Raw genomic sequence first — 21,224 nt, forward strand, 5'->3', positions numbered from 1 at the left:
TCAGCCTCATTTTATTTTTCGAGTTAGCCCAGCTGCTATCATAGATTATTTTGATTTTTGGATAAATAAACAATTGGAATATACAGCCTCGCTAATGCCTAGGCTGCTATCATAACCTATTCTCATTGTTTATATAAACCCGGAGCACGCGCTCGATTAGCCTCCCATCCACCCCGACCGGGCTTAGTTAAAGCAGTGACATACGTATGAGAGACACGTTTGGGTGGCGTATTAACTCGTGTAGGTGTATTAACACGTTTGGCAGCTTGTACAGGTGCTCTAGTTAGGTTCGGGTTGGCGGGACGCCGCTGATTGGCTTGAGCGGGGTTGAAAGCAGAATTGGGAGCACGTTGGGCTTGAGCTGCTTGACCATGGCGAATCGGTGGTCCACCTTGAATTAAGCCATCAATAACGCGAGCCGCTAATTCATTGGCAGCATCCACACGGGTAGGATTGAAGGTATTGTGGGCTGCTACTGGAATTATATTACTACCATTAGTGCGTTGCTTCGCTACTGGGGGCACACTAGGCGCTAGATTACGTTGTAATAAGGGATGGCTGGAGGTAGGTCTTGCAGCCAAAGCTGCCGATCTAGCAGCAGCCTGCTCAATTTCCGCAGATGAATCAGCTAAGCTAGGTAAAGCATTATTACCACGCAAAACCGCTGTAAGCTCAGTCGAAACTCCCTCTAAATCCTGTTGTAAGGCTTGGGTCGCTGATGCCATTACCGTAGGTGTGGCTTTATTACTAAGGCGCTGATATAGCCCCAATACATTAATCACATAATTTTGTGTTTCACGATAAGGCGGAATACCACCGTACCTATCCACCGCCCCCTCACCCGCATTATAGCCAGCGAGTGCTTTACTCACATCGCCTTTAAAGCGGGCAATCAACCACGCTAAATAACGCGCTCCACCCCGAATATTTTGTGCACTATCATTCGGATCACTAATCCCAAAACGTTCCGCTGTGGCTGGAATCAACTGCATCAAGCCTTGAGCGCTTTTAGGGGATAAAGCCGTTACATTATAACAAGACTCAACAGCAATCACCGACTTAATCAGATTATGATCCACACCATAACGATTGGCATAGAGCATAATTGTGTCATGAAAAGGTGCTGCTCTTTCGTGCAGTCTAGCGGCATCATAGCCTAAGCACCCTTTGCTCGACGTGGTTGCACCGGTTAGCTCAATAAGCTGCGGCGCACGCTGTACTGTTTTAGTTAAACGAGTTGAGGTCAGTTCGGTAAAATCTACCGCTGCATCTGCCAAAGCTGTTTGCATTGCTGTGACACTCAACATAATCCCAAAGGTATAGGATAAAGTGGTTATCCGCATTATATAGTTTCCATACTAGGTGGCTTAGCACTGCTAGGGTTTTAATGCAGTGCGCTCTAGGGTTGTTAATGCCACTTTGTTACGTAAATAGACTGGCTCGGCTAATGCGGGATCTATCATTTGACCTTGTTGATAGGCATAAACGGCTAGTTGTGCCATATAAGTCGCATTAGGCAAGTAATCGGTTGCTGTAGCCGTTAAATAATCCGCAAAACGTTGTTTCAAAGCTGTTTCATAATGGAGCCAACCATCCCCTACCCCTACCCACTGCTTAGCTAAACTTGCAGGTAATGGGGCATGGTCAGGCGCTATCACACATTCAGCCGCCAGCGGCTGCATTCTAGCGTCAATAACACCATAACTCCCCCAATATACTTCACCCATACGGGCATCCAAAGCTACTAATACCTGCTCAGCTTGTTGCTCCTGATAAGCTTGCTGAGCCATCGCCGCTAGAGTCGATACCGGAATAAGACGTTTATCTGCGGCTAAAGCTAAGCCTTGAGCCACACCGGCTGCAATTCTAACGCCTGTAAAAGCACCCGGGCCACGACCAAACGCTATCGCATCCAGTTCTGCTAATATTAAACCTGCCTCCAAGAGTACTTGCTCAATCATAGGCAAAATCAATTGGGTATGGGTTTTAGGGGTTAACTCAAAGCGACTAAAGCAACCATTAGGCGTCCAAATGGCAACCGAACAGGCATCACTGGAGGTATCAAGGGCTAATAATTTCATGATTGGGCAAAAAAGCGCTGTACCACCTCAAGTTTTTGAGTCCGTGGCATACGCGGTAAACTATCTAAAAATACTTGACCATAACGACGAGTACGCAGCCGTGTATCACACAGCATTAATACCCCACGATCCTGTTGATCTCGAATCAAACGTCCTACTCCTTGTTTTAAAGCAATCACGGCTTGAGGTAATTGATACTCTTCAAACGGACTACCGCCTGCTTGTCGAATAGCATTCATACGCGCCTCTAATACCGGATCACTGGGAGACGCAAAGGGTAATTTGTCAATAATGACACAACTGAGCGCCTCGCCTCTAATATCGACACCTTCCCAAAAAGAAGCCGTCCCTAATAACACGGCATTACCTAACTCACGAAATTTTTCAATCAAATCACGCTGTGAGGTTTGACCTTGAATCAAGATGGGAAACTCCAATTCATCTTGGAGACGTTCAGCCGCTTCATTTAAAGCACGATAGCTAGTAAATAGCATAAAAGTGCGCCCCCCACAGGCATTAATGACTGGAATAGCGGCCTCTAACATTAAATCAGTGAAGTCGGAGTCTTGTGGTTCTGGTAAACCCGCAGGCAAATACAGCAAGGAGTTATTCCAATAATCAAAGGGACTATCTAATTGCAGCGTACTCACCTCATCCTTCAATCCCATGCGCTGGCTGAAATGCTCAAAACCACCGCCTACAGATAAAGTGGCAGAAGTCATCACCCAAGTACAAGGCAATTCTTGCATCACTTGTTGTAAAGGAGTCGCTACATTTAAAGGGGTGATAGTCAAACTAAAACCACGAGTAAAGGTTTCATACCATTGCACACTATTGTCTTGCTCGGTTTGTAATAGGTTTAAGGTGGCTTGAAACTCATTGAGGCGCTCTAAACTCATTGCTAGCTCTTTGCTACGCTCCGCCGCTGTCCCTAGCTCTTCTTGTAAAGTGGCAATCGTCGTTTGCAGCCCTACCATATGCTGAGCAATGATAGGCTCATCTCGCAGCTTAGACCACGGTGCACGTTGTCCGGGGGTATCCATCGCTAGGCGTAAATCTTGAACTTGTTTTTCTAGGGCTTGTAGCTCATTACGCACTTTGACTAAATCAGCAGCATTCAATAGAACTTCGGTACGTGTATCTCGAATCCAATCCAGTAACTGACGACTACTAAAACTCGCACTAAAAAACTCAGACGCTATATCCGGTAATTGATGTGCCTCATCTAAAACTACAACATCCGCTTGCGGCAATAACTCACCAAAACCTTTATCTTTTAAAGCGAGATCAGCAAAAAACAAATGGTGATTCACCACCACTACATCAGCCTCTTGTGCAGTACGCCGCGCGGCTACCACATGGCACTCTTCGTAATACTCGCAGTCTGAGCCTAAGCAACTATCAATAGTGGAAGTGACGCGCCCCCAAATTTCAGCATCTCGCGGCACGGTCGTTAGTTCAGCAATATCACCCGCTTTAGTCAGACTCGACCAACTTTTAACCCGCTTTAAATGCCCTACCGAGCGCGGATCATTAAATAAAGCCTCGCGTTCGGTTAAATCTAAACGGTGTAAACATAAATAATTAGAACGCCCCTTTAATAGCGCTGTCTTTAATCCATTATTGAGTAACTTGCATACTAGGGGTAGATCTTTAAAGTAAAGCTGATCTTGTAAGGTTTTACTACCTGTAGAAATGATGACACGCTGCCCTGACGCTAGAGCGGGCAATAGGTAAGCAAAGGTTTTGCCTACCCCCGTACCCGCCTCAATCACCGCAGTACGGGTGGTTTGAATGGCTTCTTGAATGGCTAAAGCCATAGTCTTTTGCTGGGGGCGCACTTGAAAGCCAGCAATGGCCTTAGCCAACGCGCCCTCCTCAGTCAGCCACTGCTCTAAATCCACCGCCATGGCTTTTTCAGAGGCTTTAGACTTAGCGTTTGCAGCACTCACAGGTATGACATAGCCTCAGCTAAACCGGCTTGATTGCCTGTAGCACGATAAATACCAGCAATAAACGACCATGCTTGACGCTCTAAGCCCTGATCATCGGGTTGTACTTGAGCAGCTTTTTTCGCCATAGCCACTGCCTGAGCATTATCGCCCTGTTGCTTTCTAAACTGTGCCAACTGCATCCATAGATTAGGATTATTCGGTTCAATACGTAGTGCACGCTCTATCAACTCGCCGGCTCGCCCTAGATTATTACGGCTTGCTTCATTACGCGCCGACTCTAATAAGCTCGCAGCGGCGGGGGATAAAGGATAGTTACGCGGTGCAACTACTGGACGTGCTGGAACAGGGGTATCGGTACGCGTGGTTCGCTCGGTTGTTAAAGACGGAGTAGTCGTTAAGGGGCGATTACTCGGTACTGGAGTAGGACGAATAGAGCTAGGTGCTGGAGCGGTCGGGCGCTTCAGATCTAAAGTCTCCACTTGCACACTACCCAAGTCTTGTAAAGGGCGGGTACTCGATTCGGCAATAATGGTATTGACCACAGGCGGCTTTTTGACCGGTTTAGGCGCTACTGCAACGGGTGCTGGACGTGGTGTGGGTACGACCGGGGCAGGTGGAGCTATCGGTGCAGGCATAGGATTAAGGGGTTGATAATTATCCGGTACTGGCGTTTCGGTATAATACTCACCCGTTGCCTCATCATAATAGAGCTGATCATTAGGTTCTACGTAATTATTATTGGGTTCAGGGTAAGCCTCTAGCGCCACTGCATCCGTTGCCACGGGAGTCATAGGTACAGGTGCACAAGCCTGTAAGCCTAAAGCGAGAGCAATAATAGCGCCTAACTGCCAATGATCCTTTAGTTGTAACGAGTTCATAGTGATCCTTATTGCATTAACTCATCTACCCATCCACTTTCATTAGTAGGAGTAGGACGACGAGGTTGAGGTTGGGGTTGTTGTGGGGCTGGTCGGGGTTGTTGCGCTGGTGGGCGAGCCACTGGAGGTTGTGCTGGACGTACTCCGGCTTGAATAGGCGGAACTCGTGGATTAGCGGGTTGAGGCGCCCCCTCACCGTCTCCACCAGGTACACTAGGTTGTACGGGTATTTCACAAGTACGCACTTGACTAGGTACACTACCCTTAGCAAAAGGTACGCGTTGTGCCGTACTACAAGCAGGATTAAAGCGTTGTCCGGTATCCGCATCAATATCAGCCCATACCAAACGTGAGGATTGCCCTACGCGTAAGGCATTACTCGGCAAGACTTTCATCATATCGCCCCACACTTTTAAAGCCCCCGTACCCCCCGTTAAATTGGTTTCTTTATTATCATCACGCCCTACCCAAACAGTAATCACATGCTCCCCAGAATAGCCTGCAAACCAACTGTCTTTTTTATCATTGGTCGTACCCGTTTTACCCGCTACCCGCTTCCAAGCAGGCAAATAACCTTGTAATGCCTTTGCTGTACCATTAGTGGTGACATTGTGCAAACCGAAAGTGAGTAACTCAACCGATTCTGGTTTAGCGACCTGTTGTACTGTTAGGGGATAACGAGTCAGCACTTGACCATTACTCTCATTCATAACACTACGAATAGCACGTAAGGGAGAATACGAGCCACCTGCCGCTAAGGTATGGTACATCTGTTGTACATCCATAGGACTCATTTCCAATGCACCCAATAAAATCGAGGGGTATTGAGGAATCGGAGTGGTAATCCCTAAGCCTTTTAATACCTGAGTAATCCGTTCTAACCCTACATCAACCCCAATACGTACCGCTGGCGTATTACGTGATAGGCTTAAGCTTTTCAAAAGCGTCACATAGCCCATATTTTTTTTATCGTAATTGCCCGGCTCCCAGAATTTATTCTTACCTAATTTAACGGTCACCGGTCCATCATTGAGGCGCGAAGCTAGGGTGTATTTATTCGACTGCTCTAAAGCAGCTAAATAAATCGCTGGCTTAACCAAAGAGCCGATTTGCCGTCTAGACATTAAAGCACGGTTATAGCCCGGATAGCGCACATTACGCCCACCGACTAAAGCAATGACTTCCCCACCCTGTACCGTGCTAATCAGCATCACACCATTTAACATGCCCTTGGTAATCCGCTCTGAGCGTTCTAATTGTTCTACCCGCTTAATCAAAATATTTTCGGACATGAGCTGCACAATCGGATCCATAGAAGTGAAAATTAGCAATCCTTCACTACGTAAATCTTCTTCACGATAATCACGTTTTAATTGTTCACGCACCAAATCTAAGTAGGCAGGAAAAGGGCTGGCTCCTGAAGTAGGTTGTAATGCTGCAATTCCCAAGGGACGAGTACGCGCTTCTGCTGCTGCCTCTGGGGTAATGACTTTTTCTTGCTCCATTACAGTCAGCACTAGATTGCGCCGCTCTAAGGCACGTTCTGGATAACGGCGTGGGTTATAAAATACCGCCCCCTTAGCTAGAGCGATTAACATAGCAATTTGTTCGGGCTTTAGTTCTTTAATGGGGCGATTAAAATAAAATTGCGCTGCCATCCCAAAACCATGAATAGCACGTCCACCGTCTTGACCGAGGTGAATTTCATTGAGATAGGCTTCAAGAATTTCTTGCTTGGTATAGCGCAACTCTAATAACACCGCCATCAGAGCTTCTTTGAGCTTGCGTTCAATTTTGCGCTCATTACTGAGATAGAAGTTCTTGACTAACTGCTGAGTGATGGTACTCCCCCCTTGTACCGCCTCTCCTGCTTTCATATTCGCCACCATAGCCCGCGCAATGGCTAAAGGATTAATACCTTGGTGCTCATAAAAGCGTCGATCCTCTACCGAGATCAGGCCATTAAGTAAGACCGGAGACATATCTTTAAGGCGCACTAAGATACGGTCTTCATTTTTACGTGGGTAGAAATTGCCAATCAATAAGGGTTCAACGCGCATTTGAGCAATATCTTCTTTGCCCACCTCCTGTAATACATTGACTTTACCTCGGCTAATGGTGAGCTTGATATGCCGCGCAGACTCACGATCATCAGCAAACTCAAAGCCACGACTGTATAGCTCAAAAGTGTCACCTTTACGCAGATACTGTCCGGTTTCATTGACATCACTGACCTCACGATAACCAAGTAGCTTTAGTTCGCGCTCTAGATGATCACCATACAGCACCTGCCCTTTAAATAACTCTAAAGGACGGGCAAACACCCGTGCTGGTAACTCCCAACGTCTACCTTCAAATTGGTTTTTTACCTGTTCGTCTAATTGCATGGCGTAAACAATCAGTGCTAGTAAGCCGATAATCAGACCTGCTACTAAGCCAATGCGAAAGATCCTACCCACTAAGGAGAACACCCACATCACTCCTTTAAAACTATATACCCACACCGATTGACGCGTTTGATGCTCAATAGTTTGTGGTTTTTGTATTGCATCTTGAGTCAAGTTTTATCCTACTCGTCGTTACAGCGATTTTTATCGTTAGAAACATTCAGCTTTATAAGCACAATAACCCTTAAAAGGCTCACTTAAACTAGCTAAACGAGAATTTTACACTAATGTTAAGCACCATACCTATTGTTAGTCATTTTGCGCATCAACTCAGCAAGAGTGATTATTTTATTGTATATTTTGTACTCAGCCACACTTCATTTGAGTGCCTGCCACAAGCCCCCAACGCATTACGGAAGCTACCATTACGATGTATCACCGTCTGTTCTATTCTGTGCCTCTAATTATAAGTCTATGCTTATATCATGGCTCTATTAAGGCCGATACCGAATTAATCTATACCCAACAGACTAATAGTGTATTCGGCAATCCTACTATTATTCAAATTCAAGGTTCTAAAGTCCGCATGGAGCGCAATGGAGGTGATTTATACCTTATTTACGACCATAACACCCAAACCTTGTTCAGCATTAATCCTAAAAATCAAACCTATGTCACCAATACGCTAGCCACTATACGCGCTCGCACTGAGCATCTAGTCGCTATGCAGCAGCAATTTACCCAACAGCTTAAAAAGCAAATTGAAGAATTACCCGAGCGCCAACGTGCTGCTACTTTAAAACGCCTAGAACAAGCCGAGAAAATGTTGAAAATTCCTCAACCTAAGTTTGCTATCGAATATGACACCAAAACGGACTTAATTCTAGGTAAACCCTGTAAAATAGCCCGTTTCAAAGTCCGCACCCAATTGATGCGTACCTTGTGCTACGCACCTCATAGCATTATTAATGCAGAAGATTTTCAGCAACTTAAAGCCATGTTTGAATTTATGAATCAACTGGCTCAAGAGGCTGCGCGTATTCAAGAACAAGCCCAAACACCGATTAATCTTAATAGCTTAATCTTTGAAGATAGTCTGATTTTGCGGAATCATAATACCATACCCGATACCCAAGAAGAGCTAAGCGTAATTAACACAGCCCCCTTAGATGTACAGTTATTCACTATCCCCAGTGACTACGCGGAGCTGGAACCCAATAATCAACCACCCTCGATACCCCATTTTATCCCCTTGAATGCGAATCCTTATTGAGCTTGGGTAAGGAGTATTCTTTTAAACGTAGATAGCTGTTTACGTAGTGCTGATGTTCTATTAAAGTGCGCTGTTCAATCTATCATTCTATTCCGAATAGGGAGTTAGCTGACATGGGTCAGAATTATTTCAACACCTTGCCATTGCGCGTTCAACTAGAAGAACTTGGCAAGTGCCGTTTTATGGAGCCTGACGAATTCTCAGAAGGTATTGAGTATATCCGCGACAAGAAAATCGTGATCGTGGGTTGCGGTGCTCAAGGTCTCAACCAAGGCTTAAATATGCGCGATAGTGGCTTAAATGTAAGCTACGCGTTACGCGCTGAAGCGATTGCTGAAAAACGCAAATCTTGGAAAAACGCCACCGAAAACGGTTTTAAAGTCGGTACTTATGAAGAGTTAATCCCTAGCGCCGACATCGTGATGAATCTGACGCCTGATAAGCAACATACCTCGGTCGTGAATGCGATTATGCCGCTGATGAAATCCGGTGCTTGCCTTGACTATGCACACGGTTTCAATCTGGTCGAAGAAGGTATGCAAATTCGTAAAGACATTACGGTCACTTTAATGTGTCCTAAGTGTCCGGGGTCTGAAGTACGCGCTGAATATGTACGTGGTTTTGGTGTACCGACCCTCATTGCAGTACACCGCGAAAACGATCCTAATGGCGATGGTTTACGCATTGCGAAAGCACTTGCCGCTGCAACCGGTGGACATCGTGCCGGTGTGCTCGAATCCTCTCCGATTGCCGAAGTGAAATCTGACCTGATGGGTGAGCAAACCATTCTATGCGGTATGCTACAAACGGGTTCGATTCTGTGCTACGACAAAATGGTCGAAGAAGGCATTGAGCCAGCTTATGCTGCTAAATTAGTGCAATATGGTTGGGAAACAGTCACCGAAGCACTCAAGCACGGTGGCATTACCAATATGATGGATCGCTTAAGCAATCCTGCGAAAGTTAAAGCGTTTGAATTGTCTGAGCAATTAAAAGACATTATGCGTCCGCTATTCCAAAAGCATCAAGACGACATTATGTCTGGCAAATTCTCTAGCACTATGATGGCGGATTGGGCAAACGACGACTATGATCTGCACCGCTGGCGTGCGGCTACTGCTGAAACAGCGTTTGAAAAGCAAGCTGCTACTAATGAGCCTATTAGTGAACAAGAATACTTTGATAAAGGTATTCTAATGGTTGCTATGGTACGTGCCGGGGTTGAGTTAGCTTATGAAACGATGGTGCAAGCAGGTATTGTGGAAGAATCTGCCTACTATGAATCGCTGCATGAAACCCCATTAATCGCTAATACTATTGCACGTCGCAAGCTGTATGAAATGAATGTGGTTATTTCGGATACCGCTGAATACGGTTGCTATCTATTCGACCAAGCAGCACGCCCCTTACTAGCGCCCTTCATGAAAGAGATTAAATCTGATGTGATTGGTAAAGGTTTAGACGTAAAAGACAATGGCGTCGACAATCAATTATTAGTGCAAATTAATGCTATCATTCGCAATCACTCGGTTGAGATTGTGGGTGAAGAATTACGGGGCTATATGACCGCTATGAAGAAAATTGTGTAATTAGTGCTTTCCTCACAGTTTGATAAATAAACTGTGAGGAAACATAAGAATTTACTCTTAATAGTTATAACTTCTTAGTGCATCAAAAGCATGAATGATAGGAAGTGGAATATCTTCTACGGATTCAATATGATCAGCAATAAGCTTTCCCCATGCCTCGCTCTTAGAGGGTAGCTTTAATATCTCATCTTCAGGATTAACTAGACCTGTTGCACTTAACTTAGTATGCATCAATTTTTTGAAAAGAGGAGCGAATTTTTTCTGATTTTTATTTTCAACAGAGTTTACAATATTGAATACTTCTTCTTGTGTAACATCCACTAAACCATTAAAAATGGTTTTAGTTAGCTTTATCCAAACTTGAGCTGGGATAGCATCTTCTAAATCCTGCTTGCCAACAAAAAATTTATTTTCACCATGCTTATCTAATTTTGTATCACTATCTAAAATATAAACAGTTATATCATCTGGCTTAACAAAACCACTCAACAAACTGGAAAAAACATAATCAGTGTGCCTTACGTTTTTACATCCATTTAAATTTATAATTTGAATATGATCTTGATACAATGTTTTTTTAGTATATAATTTATATAGTTTAGGAATTAGTTGCAACTCTGTAGCTCCCTCTACCATTAAAAACTTATTATAGAATAAAAAATCACTATTTTTCACACCTAAACTATAAAAAATATCCTGCACATGTAAGGTATTACTAATATTTGTATAACCATTATTTTTAGAAAAATTATAAATATTATCTAAGTGACTGGCATCAACAAAAATTGTACTATGTGTGCTTATTAAAATCTGGAAATTCTTATTAGCTAAATTTACCAATGTTTGAAAAAAATCTCTCTGTGCCTTAGGGTGAAGATGTGTTTCAGGCTCGTCGAAACACCATAAATAACGTTTTTTTACATCTACAGAAAATTTTTGTTGTGATTGATACTTAATTAATGCGAACCATATTTGGCGCTTAATGCCCTCGCCTTGATCCTCAATATGAATACTATTTTCTATCCCAACTTTCTTTACTAGTAGCTCAGATAAATTCGCTTTTACATCAAAATTAATATTAGCTATTATTTTTTCTATAATACTTACTTCCTCTTGAATACCAAAAAGTGCTAATTGTGAATCAATTTTATCCTGAGCTGCCTCTTTTAAATTATTAGCAGCATTTTGTGCCTCTTTAACTTCCTGTTGAATAATATCTTTTACCATACGCTCAGTGGTTTCAGTTACTGTATCTAATGAGCCTTTCCAATCAAGATAAACATACTCTGGAAACACATTAACATCACTCTTCCACTGCTTATTTGAGATAGCAATATAGGTTTTCTCGGTTTCAACACTCTTCAAAACTGCCCGAAGATTTTCATAGATAGTATATTTTCCACTATCATTATCATTTACTAGGTTCTTCTTGGAAGGGTCATATTTCTCTCTTAAGCTTTTTGCTTTTGACTCAGTACTATAAGCATATATATCTTTAAGCCCAGCATCTTTCGGATGCTCACTTAAATAATAAGTTTCTGGCTCACAACCTAAACTAAATACTCTTATTAACCAAAAATTATTGCTATTATTCAATATAGAACTTTCTATTGCCCATCTTAGTTGATAGGAAATAAGATCATCAAACACATTATCACAATCATCTAACTTAACTTTTCCTGCAAAAACTACATATTTACTATCAGCCTTGTGATGGTGTAACAAATTAGGTAGTCCTTTTGCATTAAAAATGGAGTTTATCTCTTCTACCTTCATGGGGCTATGTGACAAATCTTGGCGATCAGTTTTATCAGTTGACCAATAAATATCTTTTTTTGGTTCTGAATCTAATAGATAGTTTATAGCTTTTAGTAAAGTTGTTTTACCACAATCATTTTCACCTATTAAGATAGTAGGACTATTGTCTCTTATAACAATTTCAAGATGACGACAACTTTTATAATTTATTGCAATAAAATCGGATAGAATCATATAAAAAATCAACCATACTTAATACAATATTAAGTATAATATAAAAATAGCCAACTTACTGCAACAAAATTTTAAGCTATATATATTTAATTTTACTAAACTCTAGTAAATCGTATAAAACTGCTGGACTCAGCATACTAGGCAACGTTTGGCAATTTAATTATGATTAAAAATCAAATATTTATAAATAAGAGGATTAAATTTTTTGCACATCTATCAGAACTCATTGATTTTCCGCGATACGAATACACGAAAACTTAGGCTCATGTACTTAATAAGTTAAAATTAATAAAAAAGGGAAAGATTTTTAAATACTATTACAGCTAAAAATAACAAAATTTTGTAAATAGTAATTAACTCTACTCTTAAACCCTAAGTACAACCACACCACAAGAAATACTAAGGGATGCAACAATCTACAACGCTACAACAAACAATATAGGCAGCGAATTACCTTAAAAAAAATAGCTAACGCACAGAGTAATATGAGTGATGAAAGCCATCACTCATATTATTAGAGCTACATAAATACTAGCCCACACTCGCAGGGCCTTTTTGTCCTAACATCTCAGGCGTTACTAAAGTAATCCCCTTTGAAGTCACGCGGAAGCGTTTGGCATCCTCCTCACGGTTTTCACCAATCACCATCCCTTCTGGCAAGACACACCCGCGATCAATGACTGCGCGATAAATTCGACAATGCCGTCCAATATCCACCTCCGGCAAAATCACCGAATCACGCACACTGGCATAAGAGTGGACTTTAACATTGGAGAACAGCAGCGAATTGCGCACATCTGCCCCTGAAATCACACAACCTGCCGACACAATAGAGCTTAACGCTTTACCTTCACGCCCCGGCTCGTGATACACGAACTTAGCCGACGGCAATTGACGGTGATGAGTCAAAATCGGCCATTTTTCGTCGTACAAATTTAATTCGGGCTGGATAGACACCAACTCCATATTAGCTTCCCAGAACGCATCCACCGTTCCTACATCACGCCAATAGGGTTGTTTACCCGTGACTGGATCTTTAAACGGATAGGCATAAACCTTATGCTCACCAATAATCGAGGGAATAATATCTTTACCAAAATCACGGCTGGAATTAGGGTTCTGGGCGTCTTTTTGGAGTTGCTCAAATAAAAAGTCGGTATTAAAAATATAGTTACCCATCGAGGCAAGCGCAATACTATCTGAGCCGGGCATAGGTTTAGGTTCTGCGGGCTTTTCGTCAAAACTGACCACTCGATTGTTTTCATCGACATTCATGACCCCAAAACCTTTCGCATCCTCTAAGGATACACCTACACAGGAAACGGTCATATCTGCGCCTTTTTCAACGTGATAGGCGAGCATTTGGCCATAGTCCATTTTATAAATGTGATCACCAGAGAGCACTAATACATATTTAGGGCGCAGGGTTTCGACAATATCCAGATTCTGATAAATCGCATCCGCAGTACCTTGATACCAATCACCATCGGTGCGCTGTGAAGCGGGTAATACTTCGACAAACTCGCCTAACTCACTGCGAAAGGTAGACCAACCCCGCATAATATGACGAATCAAAGAGTGGGCTTTATATTGAGTCAGTACCCCAATGCGGCGAATACCAGAATTCACGCAATTAGACAGCGGAAAATCAATAATGCGGAACTTACCGCCAAAATAAACAGCGGGTTTAGCACGGCGGTCGGTTAGCTCGTAAAGACGTGAACCACGCCCTCCTGCTAAAACGAGAGCCAATGTATCACGAGTTAAACGACTGACATAACGTGGGTTATCTTCTTCTGTCATAGCCCATCCTCCCTTTTGATTCTGCGGTAGCGTTAAAAGTATTCTATCGGCGCCAAACCAATAACATACCCAAAAATGATAGTAAGGTAGACATTAAACTCAATACCAGTTCTGTAGTACGCCTTAGTACCCTTACAGTACCAATGGCACTTTTACCTAGTAATTTCATAATGCCTTTTGTTTCTGTGCCGTATTTTACGGTGAGCTTTTCTAGGCGCCGTAAATCATCGGCACTCTCAACATACTGCAATAAGTGTACAGTATCCATTAGTGAACTAACTTGACGAATAGCATTAGTACGCGTCGCTAGTTCAGACAATGTTTCTACCGCAGCGGGCTGATACGCCTCATTCACTGCACGCGTAATGCCCTCTAGCGTTTGATCTTGCTTGGCACTACGCAAAAAAGTTTTAGTATCAAATACACTACTCGCCTGACGGGTTAAATACGCTTGAAAGCGCGGTGTTAAACGTCCGGTACGAGTCGCTATTTTGAACACCGACACGCCCATTTTAGCGGGACTCGCTGAGCCTGCACTCATAACCGTCGCTGCGGTCAAGCCCACGCCAACCCCTGCTAAGGCAATAATCAAGTCATTGGTGGGTTGGTTTTGAGTATATAAATCATACTGTTCCCACAGATCACGCACATCCCCGACTACGGTAAAATCCGAGGTAATAGCCCCAATCACGCCTACCCCCGACTCGGCCGAACCGTCTAAAAAACCATCCTTAAATTCGGTGACCGTGCGCATAGCAGTATTTAAAGGAGACTCTAGTTCTTGTAGTTTGGTCTCGTAAGCCGTTTTATCCAATGGAAGCGCAAAGGTCTCCGCTAGCTTTAAATACATACGCGCTTCATCAGGATGATTATCAGCTAAGGCTTTATCAAGCGCTTGGCTCAGGGTCTGAGGGGTTACTTGCTGGCTAAATAGTTTGGCTATATCGACCGCATATTCATCATACTGCCAATAGCTCAGCGCCATGCGTGCACTAATGACAAATAATACTAATGTTGCAATCCTTAATAGCCAACGTAGCATTAGACCTACTTTCCTAATAATCCTAAAGGGTCGTTGGGATCAATACCTTCCATAAAGGGAATACTACGCTCATGATGCGTAACTTGATACATTTTGCCAATCCAATTACTAAACAGGGCTTTAGCGGTATCACCCCATGTATTATGAATCCCATTCCATAGCAGTGGCTCTGGTAATTCCGGCATAGGGCTATCATTGAGTTTAGCGTCCGCCACTCGATGTGCAAAATCATTTAATAGCGGCTCTAAACGCTCATCCAACATGCGATAGGGAATGGGTGGACAAGTTTTATATTGCCCTGCATGCCAACGAGTAATATCGCGCTTATATTCTTTTAATAGACTAGCCCGATCATATTCGGGGTGTCCTTGCAAAAAAATCCAACGAAATAAATCGGGACTCACCGCAAGATGTACACCTGCTTGTTGGCTTGTCACTAATACTCTTAAACCCTTAGATTCAAAAGCCTCTTGGCTAATATCATTAAAGCGTGAATGCGGCGTATCAAATTTAGTATTTAAATTCGAGACTAGAGGGTGTTCTGGGTGCGCTAGCGTATGCGAAAACACGCCCCAACATTTACCCTCAGGCAAACGTTGGCGCTTTAAACCATATAAATGCTCAACTACCGCATGGGTAGCTAAACAAGAGCACATCGTAGTCGTCACATTCTCATTAGCCCAATCAATGACTTGAGTTAATTCCTCCCAAAAAGGCTCTTCACTTAAATGTGCAGCTTGAGGATTAGCGCCACTTAAAATTAAAGCATCTAAGCCCTCACGCTTTAAAGTTTCAAAGCTTTCATAATATTGCTCAATATAGGCTTGTGCCTTTTCACCGCGTGGAATACTCGGCAGAGTAAATACATGCACATGAAATTGAGCAATTAAATTAGAGGCACTGACTAAACGAATAAATTGCCGCTCCGTTGCCATCAGAGCTGCATCCGGCATCATATTGAGTAAGCCAATATGCAATTCACGAATATCTTGATGAACCGCCCGATTTTCATCGAGCACGACATGACCTTCTTCACGTAAACGTTCAAAGGCTGGCAACTGAGAATGGGCAACAACAGGCATGAACTTAATCTAATCCTTAGGTACGACGCGCAATAGCGTTTTCAATCAATGCATTAAAATCGGCTTCATTTTTAACCGCTGCAACTTCTTCCGAAGTGACGGTATAACCATAATCACGCGCAATCGCTTCATAGCGTGGAATGCGTGAATGGAATAAACGCGGAAATACCCAGCGCGTGAAATCATCCGGTACTAAAGCCTCGGCATGGGGTAAACCTTGCTCTTCGAGATAAACCGCTAATTGCTCACGCAAAAACTCTGGACGGTAATATAAGGGTTTGGGATCGCTCTTAGCACGATCAATCAGCTTTTGCTCTTCGGCTTTAGTGGTCACTTGGATATATAAAATCAAAGTATGCTCAGCTAATAGCTCAATCACACCGGGCTGATCTAGCTCGCATAAACTCCCGCCTACATCATTCACAAAGTGATCATAACCATAAATGGTTTGCGCTTTATGAATAAATTCTGGTACATCGAGCATGGATTTAATTTCAGCGTCACGATATTGGGCTTGGCGACGAATAAAATCACTTAAAGCAACCCCGCCTAAGTCTGGATTACCGAGCTTACCGACAAAGGCTAGCACCGGACCTAAATCATCAACAGTGATATTATTGCGGATATAAATCCAGTCCTTACGCAATAGGTCGCGCAAAAATGGCACTTGCATCGCCTGCTCTTTGATCATATCCAGAATCGCTTCATCCAGATAACGCGCCCCAATGCGATAATCACCGGAATAATGAAACCAATTATGCTGGCGTAGCATACTCGATAAGTAGGTTTTACCGACCCCTGACATGCCAACGAGAGTGACTTTTTTATTTGACCAATGACGGTACTCTTCAACCGATAAACGCACGTCCTTAACCCCTAAACCTTGTGTGGCAAAAATAGCTATCTTAGGTGAGGCGACTCACCTTGAGCAAGTATTCATGAGCCTAGTAGGTGCTGTAAATGACATTAGTTAAGGATTACTATCAACAGCACTTAGTTAGCCGGTGCGGATCACTATGTTGCAAAATGCTCAAACCACGCTCAATTATTATCAACAAATCTATGCCAAGGTACGCACTATTCCGCTGGGAAAGATAGCGACTTATGGGGATATTGCTCGTATGGTGGGTTTACCACGTCATGCGCGAATGGTAGGCAATGCCCTGCATGCGCTGCCTCTTGATACGGATGTGCCGTGGCAACGGGTAATCAATGCTCAGGGTAGTATTAGTTTAGGTAAGCTCTCGGCGGATGGCGCTTTGCACCAGCGTTTATTATTAGAGGCGGAGGGCGTGGTGTTTCAAGCGAATGGCAAAGTGAATTTAAAGGTTTATCGCTGGCGTCCCTCGGTTTCACTGTTTGACAATGCGTTTGAGGGTTATGCCACGAATCATACCGCTTGTCAGGCTTTATAAATGGCTAGTAAGATGATTTGACGCGAACAAGCACTCCATCTACCATAAGTAACTAACAGTAACTTATAGAGACTAAAGGTGGCAACATGGCAGTTAGCGTAAAACTTTCCGATGAAACTGTCGAAGCCGCACGACAACAGGCGCAGGTATTTCAACGCACATTGGGGGGACAGGTAGATTATTGGGCGAAAATCGGCAGATTAGCGGAATTGCACCCCGGTCTGACCTTTGATTACCTACAAAAACTGATGCGCGAAAACCGTCTGCAACACCTGACAACAACACAAACCGCCAAAAAACAATTCAATGCGATCAAGTTGAAAACCCGTGGCTACCGTTTTGATCGTGAGGAAGCCAATGCCCGCTAAGGTTTTCCTTGACTCCAACGTGCTGATTTATCTGTATTCCGAAGATGAACCTGAAAAAGCCGCCCTTGCTCAGCAATGCGCTCAAGAGCCGGATGCTTGGATCAGCACACAGGTATTAAACGAAGTCAGCAATGTGCTGCGCCGCAAACAAAAACAGGCATACCCCGATATTCTGAGTGTCATCCAAGAGTTGCAAGGCAATTTTCAGGTCACGACAGTAACCACCCAGACGATTGAGCAGGCGCTCTTGCTGGGGGAGCGTTATGGCTACAGCTATTTCGACAGCTTGATGGTGGCAAGTGCGCTGGAACAGAGCTGTAAGGTGCTGTATTCCGAAGATATGCAACATGGGCAGGTAGTTGAAGGATTGCTAAGGATTGTTGATCCGTTTGTTGCGTTGACATCCGTGTAATGGTTTTGCAGTTTTTTCAGCCATTCCAGCCCACGCTAAAAATGGGGTAGTGTCAGGTTTCTGTCATGTTTTGTCGCAACGGCTTGTTGCAATTCTAGCAGCTCTTGGTCGCGGCGGTGGTAGCCTGTTTCTTGGATAAGTTTGGCGGCGGCGTTGAGGTGGTAGGTAATATTTCCCCCTTCCCGACCCTCCGCCAATAACAACCGCGCCATTTCCAAATGATAATCCGTTAAATGCAGGCGCATCCCGCTGCCGTCGGCGATGTCGCATACTTCATGTAAATCGGCATGAGCGCTGGCGAAGTCGCGGGTGTGGCGGTGCAGGGCTGCGCGGGCGAGCAGCCCGAAAGGCACAAAATCCTGTCTTCCCGATGCACGCAAACCAACGACAGCCTGATCCAACCAATAAGCTGCTTGCTGCTGATCTTGTTTCCTCTCCCCTTGCGGGAGAGGGCTAGGGTGAGGGGTTAACAAACGTTGCAGATAAGCGCGTCCGAGAGTGAGTTGATCCAGTGCAATATCCAGCAACCAGTTTTGTGTTGTGACCCATCCCAGTGTCTGTTCCGCCCGCTCCAGCACCTCCGTCGTCCCGCCCTGCGCCAGCAACAGGTCGCAGTAGCGGAAACCTCGCACCGAATACAGGCGCGGGTACGCAGGCTGCCATTCCTGCTGGAGTTTCTCCGCTTCCCTGAACAGGGCAAGGGCGGCGGCAGTGTCACCTTCCTGATGCAGGGCATCGGCGTGGATAGTTCGGCAAACCATACGCATGAACATATCCACGGACTGGTCGGCGTAGCGCTGGCTCAGTGCAGCGCTTTCCACCGCTTGTGCCACATCGCCGAGGGTGAGTTGCAGTTCGCTGAGGTTGCTGGCTCCTTTCGCAGCTTCTTTCCAGTTTTCTTGCTTTACGAATAAATCAACGGCTGCCTGCATCGGCTCCAGTGCCTCACGCAGCCGCCCCAAGGCTCTTAACCAAGCACCAGCCCAGTTCAGCACTGCGGCTTGCCACATTTCCTGCAAACCTGCTGCGGGGGTGTGCCACGGGGTCGTGAAGAAATGCGCGACGGTAGCGAGGTCATCACTGAAAGCACCGAGTTTTTTGACAAGGTAATACTCACCCTCGCGCTGGATACGAAGCCAATAAACCTCGTCCAACGCCTGCTGATGCAACCCCGCCGCACACCCATGCGCCACCGCACTGAACAGCGGCTGCATTTCTTCCAGCGTATCGGGGAACTCCTTTTCCGGCAGGGCTTTGTAATATTCGTACAGCCGTTCATGCGCCTGCTGCCACGCTTGCGGCTGCTGGGTTTGCAGTTGCCCGCCGAAGTATTCGCGGATCAGCGGATGGCAGTCGAGGTCGCCGCCGCTGTCGTGCTGCGACAGCAGGTGGTGTTCTTCGCGCAAACTGGCGATGGCTTCCAGCCATTCATCTTCATCAATGCCTGCGGTCAGGTGCGGAATCTGCGCATCCCACAGCATTTGCAGCACCTCTTGCCCGATGGGGTGGTCGAACAGCCCCAACAGGTGCAGCAACGCCAGTTCCGGCTCGCCCGCAAACCATTCCGCGTAAGCCTGCATCACCTTGAAGGCGTGGCGGCTGTCGCGGTTGCCCGTCGCTTTGACCAGTGCCGTGAGCGTATCGCGCTTGCGCACATCGCCATGATGCCACAGCCGCAACACATTCCCCAGCAAACTCAACGCCAGCGCGTGCCCGCCGTATTCACCCACCGCCTTGCCCAGTTCCGCCGCACTGCCCGTCACCCCCAGCGATCGCAGCAACTGGACACCATCCACCTCACACAAATTTTGCAAATCGTGACGCATCACAACAGGCGCATCCCGATCACTCAGTTCATGCACTGCAATCCGCGTAGTAATAATGCACAAGCCGCACAGATGGCGGGCAAGCTGGCGCAATAACTGCCGAATAGCTTTATCCTTAAGCTCTCCGCGCATCGCCGCCCCACCATGTTGCAATGGCTCCAAACCATCCAGCACCAACACATAGCGTTTGCCGCGCAACAACTCGGCGAGGTGATCGCCCTTATCCTCCTCCGACGCAAACCGCTCACGGGTCGACCCCAGCTTTTCAAACACATGGCTAAAAAACGGCGTGGCGGAAGTCTGCTTATCCTCAGATGCCCCTTGTGAATAAAACGACCACGCGATTAGCACGGGGATGTCGGTGGTATGATCAAGCCAATGGCGCAACAGTTTGGTTTTGCCTGTGCCGCCCGGAGCAATAAATTGAATAATACGTGTAGTGTTGCTAAACCAAGCATCGTTAAGCAATTGCAACTCAGCAACACGCCCAAAAAAACCACCTTTGACAGTGGGCAGGCGGTCAGAGTGGATGGTGGGCGAACCCGTTGCTGACTGGGAGTCGTTTAGTGTCGGGTAGTGTTTCAGCTTGCCCAACGGTTTTGCCGTTGCCAGTGGCTGCCCCGTCAACACCCGATACAGTGCTTCATACTGATTACCAAACAGGTAAGCACTGCCAGATTTCAACATACGCGGCACATTATCCAAGCTGCCATCATCAGGAATAACGGGAATAAATTTGGTGTTTTGCTGGAAATCGTCGTACAGGACTTGGGAAATGATGACGCCCTCAAAATTGACACCACGCCCACCCTCACGGTCTTCTCCCCTGAAGCGGCGCAGATAAAGCGGCGTACACACAACCAGCACAAAATCGGCGAGTTCTATCTGCTTCTCCATCCAGCGCTGCCAGCCTTCAGCAGGCCAGCCATTCACGTACTGGTCGATATAACAATCGACGCCATCCTCCCGCAATTGGTCGGATAGTTCTAAAATACTTTGCTTATGTACATCCGAATCATGGCTATAGCTGATGAAAACCTTGGTCATAGGGCAAGCTCTATCTACCTTAAAATGAACTTAATAATACCGTCTATCAGCCATTTTGTCCGTCTCAGTGAAAA

Annotated in this window: 16 protein-coding genes; 5 read left to right on the forward strand and 11 right to left on the reverse strand. The window is 45.1% G+C overall.

Going from position 1 to position 21,224, the window contains the following annotated elements; translation table 11 throughout:
- Nucleotides 1–122 precede the first annotated feature (122 nt).
- From IPL34_RS00665 to mrcB, 5 genes are read right to left on the reverse strand one after another with little or no spacing between them, the layout of a single operon-like run.
- Nucleotides 123–1,343, reverse strand: a complete 1,221-nt coding sequence (locus IPL34_RS00665) for a lytic transglycosylase domain-containing protein (protein WP_296836207.1) — start codon at nucleotides 1,341–1,343, stop codon at nucleotides 123–125.
- 33 nt (nucleotides 1,344–1,376) lie between these two features.
- Nucleotides 1,377–2,081 (reverse strand): tRNA (adenosine(37)-N6)-threonylcarbamoyltransferase complex dimerization subunit type 1 TsaB, encoded by a 705-nt coding sequence (tsaB, locus tag IPL34_RS00670; protein WP_296836213.1) that lies wholly within the window; start codon nucleotides 2,079–2,081, stop codon nucleotides 1,377–1,379.
- Entirely contained in the window at nucleotides 2,078–4,033 is a 1,956-nt protein-coding gene (locus IPL34_RS00675; RefSeq protein ID WP_296836219.1) for an ATP-dependent DNA helicase, read from the reverse strand. Before IPL34_RS00675 ends, tsaB begins: the two co-directional genes overlap by 4 nt.
- On the reverse strand, nucleotides 4,030–4,914 hold the full coding sequence (locus tag IPL34_RS00680) for a tetratricopeptide repeat protein (protein WP_296836223.1): 885 nt from the start codon (nucleotides 4,912–4,914) through the stop codon (nucleotides 4,030–4,032). The genes IPL34_RS00675 and IPL34_RS00680 overlap by 4 nt, the downstream gene beginning before the upstream one ends.
- Before the next feature lie 8 nt (nucleotides 4,915–4,922).
- The gene (gene mrcB / locus IPL34_RS00685; protein ID WP_296836228.1) at nucleotides 4,923–7,475 is read right to left on the reverse strand and encodes a penicillin-binding protein 1B; all 2,553 of its coding nucleotides are present in this window, start codon (nucleotides 7,473–7,475) and stop codon (nucleotides 4,923–4,925) included.
- 211 nt (nucleotides 7,476–7,686) lie between these two features.
- Between mrcB and IPL34_RS00690 the strand changes: the two genes are divergently transcribed.
- Entirely contained in the window at nucleotides 7,687–8,574 is an 888-nt protein-coding gene (locus IPL34_RS00690; RefSeq protein WP_296836233.1) for a hypothetical protein, read from the forward strand.
- Nucleotides 8,575–8,687: 113 nt separating this feature from the next.
- The gene (gene ilvC / locus IPL34_RS00695) at nucleotides 8,688–10,163 is read left to right on the forward strand and encodes a ketol-acid reductoisomerase (RefSeq protein WP_296836238.1); all 1,476 of its coding nucleotides are present in this window, start codon (nucleotides 8,688–8,690) and stop codon (nucleotides 10,161–10,163) included.
- A gap of 57 nt (nucleotides 10,164–10,220) precedes the next feature.
- Here the strand turns inward: ilvC and IPL34_RS00700 are convergent, their stop codons facing one another.
- From IPL34_RS00700 to IPL34_RS00720, 5 genes are all read right to left on the reverse strand, one after another.
- The gene (locus IPL34_RS00700) at nucleotides 10,221–12,155 is read right to left on the reverse strand and encodes an AAA family ATPase (protein ID WP_296836243.1); all 1,935 of its coding nucleotides are present in this window, start codon (nucleotides 12,153–12,155) and stop codon (nucleotides 10,221–10,223) included.
- A 531-nt stretch (nucleotides 12,156–12,686) separates the two neighbouring features.
- On the reverse strand, nucleotides 12,687–13,958 hold the full coding sequence (gene glgC, locus IPL34_RS00705; RefSeq protein ID WP_296836246.1) for a glucose-1-phosphate adenylyltransferase: 1,272 nt from the start codon (nucleotides 13,956–13,958) through the stop codon (nucleotides 12,687–12,689).
- A 43-nt stretch (nucleotides 13,959–14,001) separates the two neighbouring features.
- Nucleotides 14,002–15,000, reverse strand: a complete 999-nt coding sequence (locus IPL34_RS00710) for a hypothetical protein (RefSeq protein ID WP_296836250.1) — start codon at nucleotides 14,998–15,000, stop codon at nucleotides 14,002–14,004.
- 5 nt (nucleotides 15,001–15,005) lie between these two features.
- Nucleotides 15,006–16,082 carry a homoserine O-succinyltransferase gene (locus tag IPL34_RS00715; RefSeq protein ID WP_296836253.1) on the reverse strand — a complete coding sequence of 359 codons (1,077 nt, stop codon included), beginning with the start codon at nucleotides 16,080–16,082 and terminating at the stop codon, nucleotides 15,006–15,008.
- A 16-nt stretch (nucleotides 16,083–16,098) separates the two neighbouring features.
- A complete protein-coding gene (locus IPL34_RS00720) occupies nucleotides 16,099–16,947 on the reverse strand; it encodes an ATPase (protein ID WP_296836256.1) in 849 nt (282 codons plus the stop codon).
- A 151-nt stretch (nucleotides 16,948–17,098) separates the two neighbouring features.
- Here IPL34_RS00720 and IPL34_RS00725 point away from each other — a divergent pair, with 151 nt between their 5' ends.
- From IPL34_RS00725 to IPL34_RS00735, 3 genes are all read left to right on the forward strand, one after another.
- Entirely contained in the window at nucleotides 17,099–17,497 is a 399-nt protein-coding gene (locus IPL34_RS00725; RefSeq protein ID WP_296836258.1) for an MGMT family protein, read from the forward strand.
- A gap of 86 nt (nucleotides 17,498–17,583) precedes the next feature.
- The gene (locus IPL34_RS00730) at nucleotides 17,584–17,865 is read left to right on the forward strand and encodes a hypothetical protein (protein WP_296836261.1); all 282 of its coding nucleotides are present in this window, start codon (nucleotides 17,584–17,586) and stop codon (nucleotides 17,863–17,865) included.
- Nucleotides 17,855–18,277, forward strand: coding sequence for a PIN domain-containing protein (locus IPL34_RS00735; protein WP_296836264.1), 423 nt, complete (start codon nucleotides 17,855–17,857; stop codon nucleotides 18,275–18,277). Before IPL34_RS00730 ends, IPL34_RS00735 begins: the two co-directional genes overlap by 11 nt.
- A gap of 35 nt (nucleotides 18,278–18,312) precedes the next feature.
- Here the strand turns inward: IPL34_RS00735 and IPL34_RS00740 are convergent, their stop codons facing one another.
- Nucleotides 18,313–21,150, reverse strand: coding sequence for an SEFIR domain-containing protein (locus IPL34_RS00740; protein ID WP_296836269.1), 2,838 nt, complete (start codon nucleotides 21,148–21,150; stop codon nucleotides 18,313–18,315).
- Nucleotides 21,151–21,224: the final 74 nt, after the last annotated feature.

This window comes from Thiofilum sp., assembly GCF_016711335.1.
Lineage (GTDB): Bacteria > Pseudomonadota > Gammaproteobacteria > Thiotrichales > Thiotrichaceae > Thiofilum.

What these genes read in the sequence shown, in the direction of transcription:
- IPL34_RS00665 (WP_296836207.1), bottom strand. Translation starts at nt 1,343, where the DNA reads ATGCGGATAACCACTTTATCCTATACCTTTGGGATTATGTTGAGTGTC.
- ilvC (WP_296836238.1), top strand. Translation starts at nt 8,688, where the DNA reads ATGGGTCAGAATTATTTCAACACCTTGCCATTGCGCGTTCAACTAGAA.
- IPL34_RS00715 (WP_296836253.1), bottom strand. Translation starts at nt 16,082, where the DNA reads ATGCCTGTTGTTGCCCATTCTCAGTTGCCAGCCTTTGAACGTTTACGT.
- IPL34_RS00730 (WP_296836261.1), top strand. Translation starts at nt 17,584, where the DNA reads ATGGCAGTTAGCGTAAAACTTTCCGATGAAACTGTCGAAGCCGCACGA.
- IPL34_RS00735 (WP_296836264.1), top strand. Translation starts at nt 17,855, where the DNA reads ATGCCCGCTAAGGTTTTCCTTGACTCCAACGTGCTGATTTATCTGTAT.
- IPL34_RS00710 (WP_296836250.1), bottom strand. Translation starts at nt 15,000, where the DNA reads ATGCTACGTTGGCTATTAAGGATTGCAACATTAGTATTATTTGTCATT.
- glgC (WP_296836246.1), bottom strand. Translation starts at nt 13,958, where the DNA reads ATGACAGAAGAAGATAACCCACGTTATGTCAGTCGTTTAACTCGTGAT.
- IPL34_RS00725 (WP_296836258.1), top strand. Translation starts at nt 17,099, where the DNA reads ATGTTGCAAAATGCTCAAACCACGCTCAATTATTATCAACAAATCTAT.
- IPL34_RS00740 (WP_296836269.1), bottom strand. Translation starts at nt 21,150, where the DNA reads ATGACCAAGGTTTTCATCAGCTATAGCCATGATTCGGATGTACATAAG.
- IPL34_RS00680 (WP_296836223.1), bottom strand. Translation starts at nt 4,914, where the DNA reads ATGAACTCGTTACAACTAAAGGATCATTGGCAGTTAGGCGCTATTATT.
- IPL34_RS00700 (WP_296836243.1), bottom strand. Translation starts at nt 12,155, where the DNA reads ATGATTCTATCCGATTTTATTGCAATAAATTATAAAAGTTGTCGTCAT.
- tsaB (WP_296836213.1), bottom strand. Translation starts at nt 2,081, where the DNA reads ATGAAATTATTAGCCCTTGATACCTCCAGTGATGCCTGTTCGGTTGCC.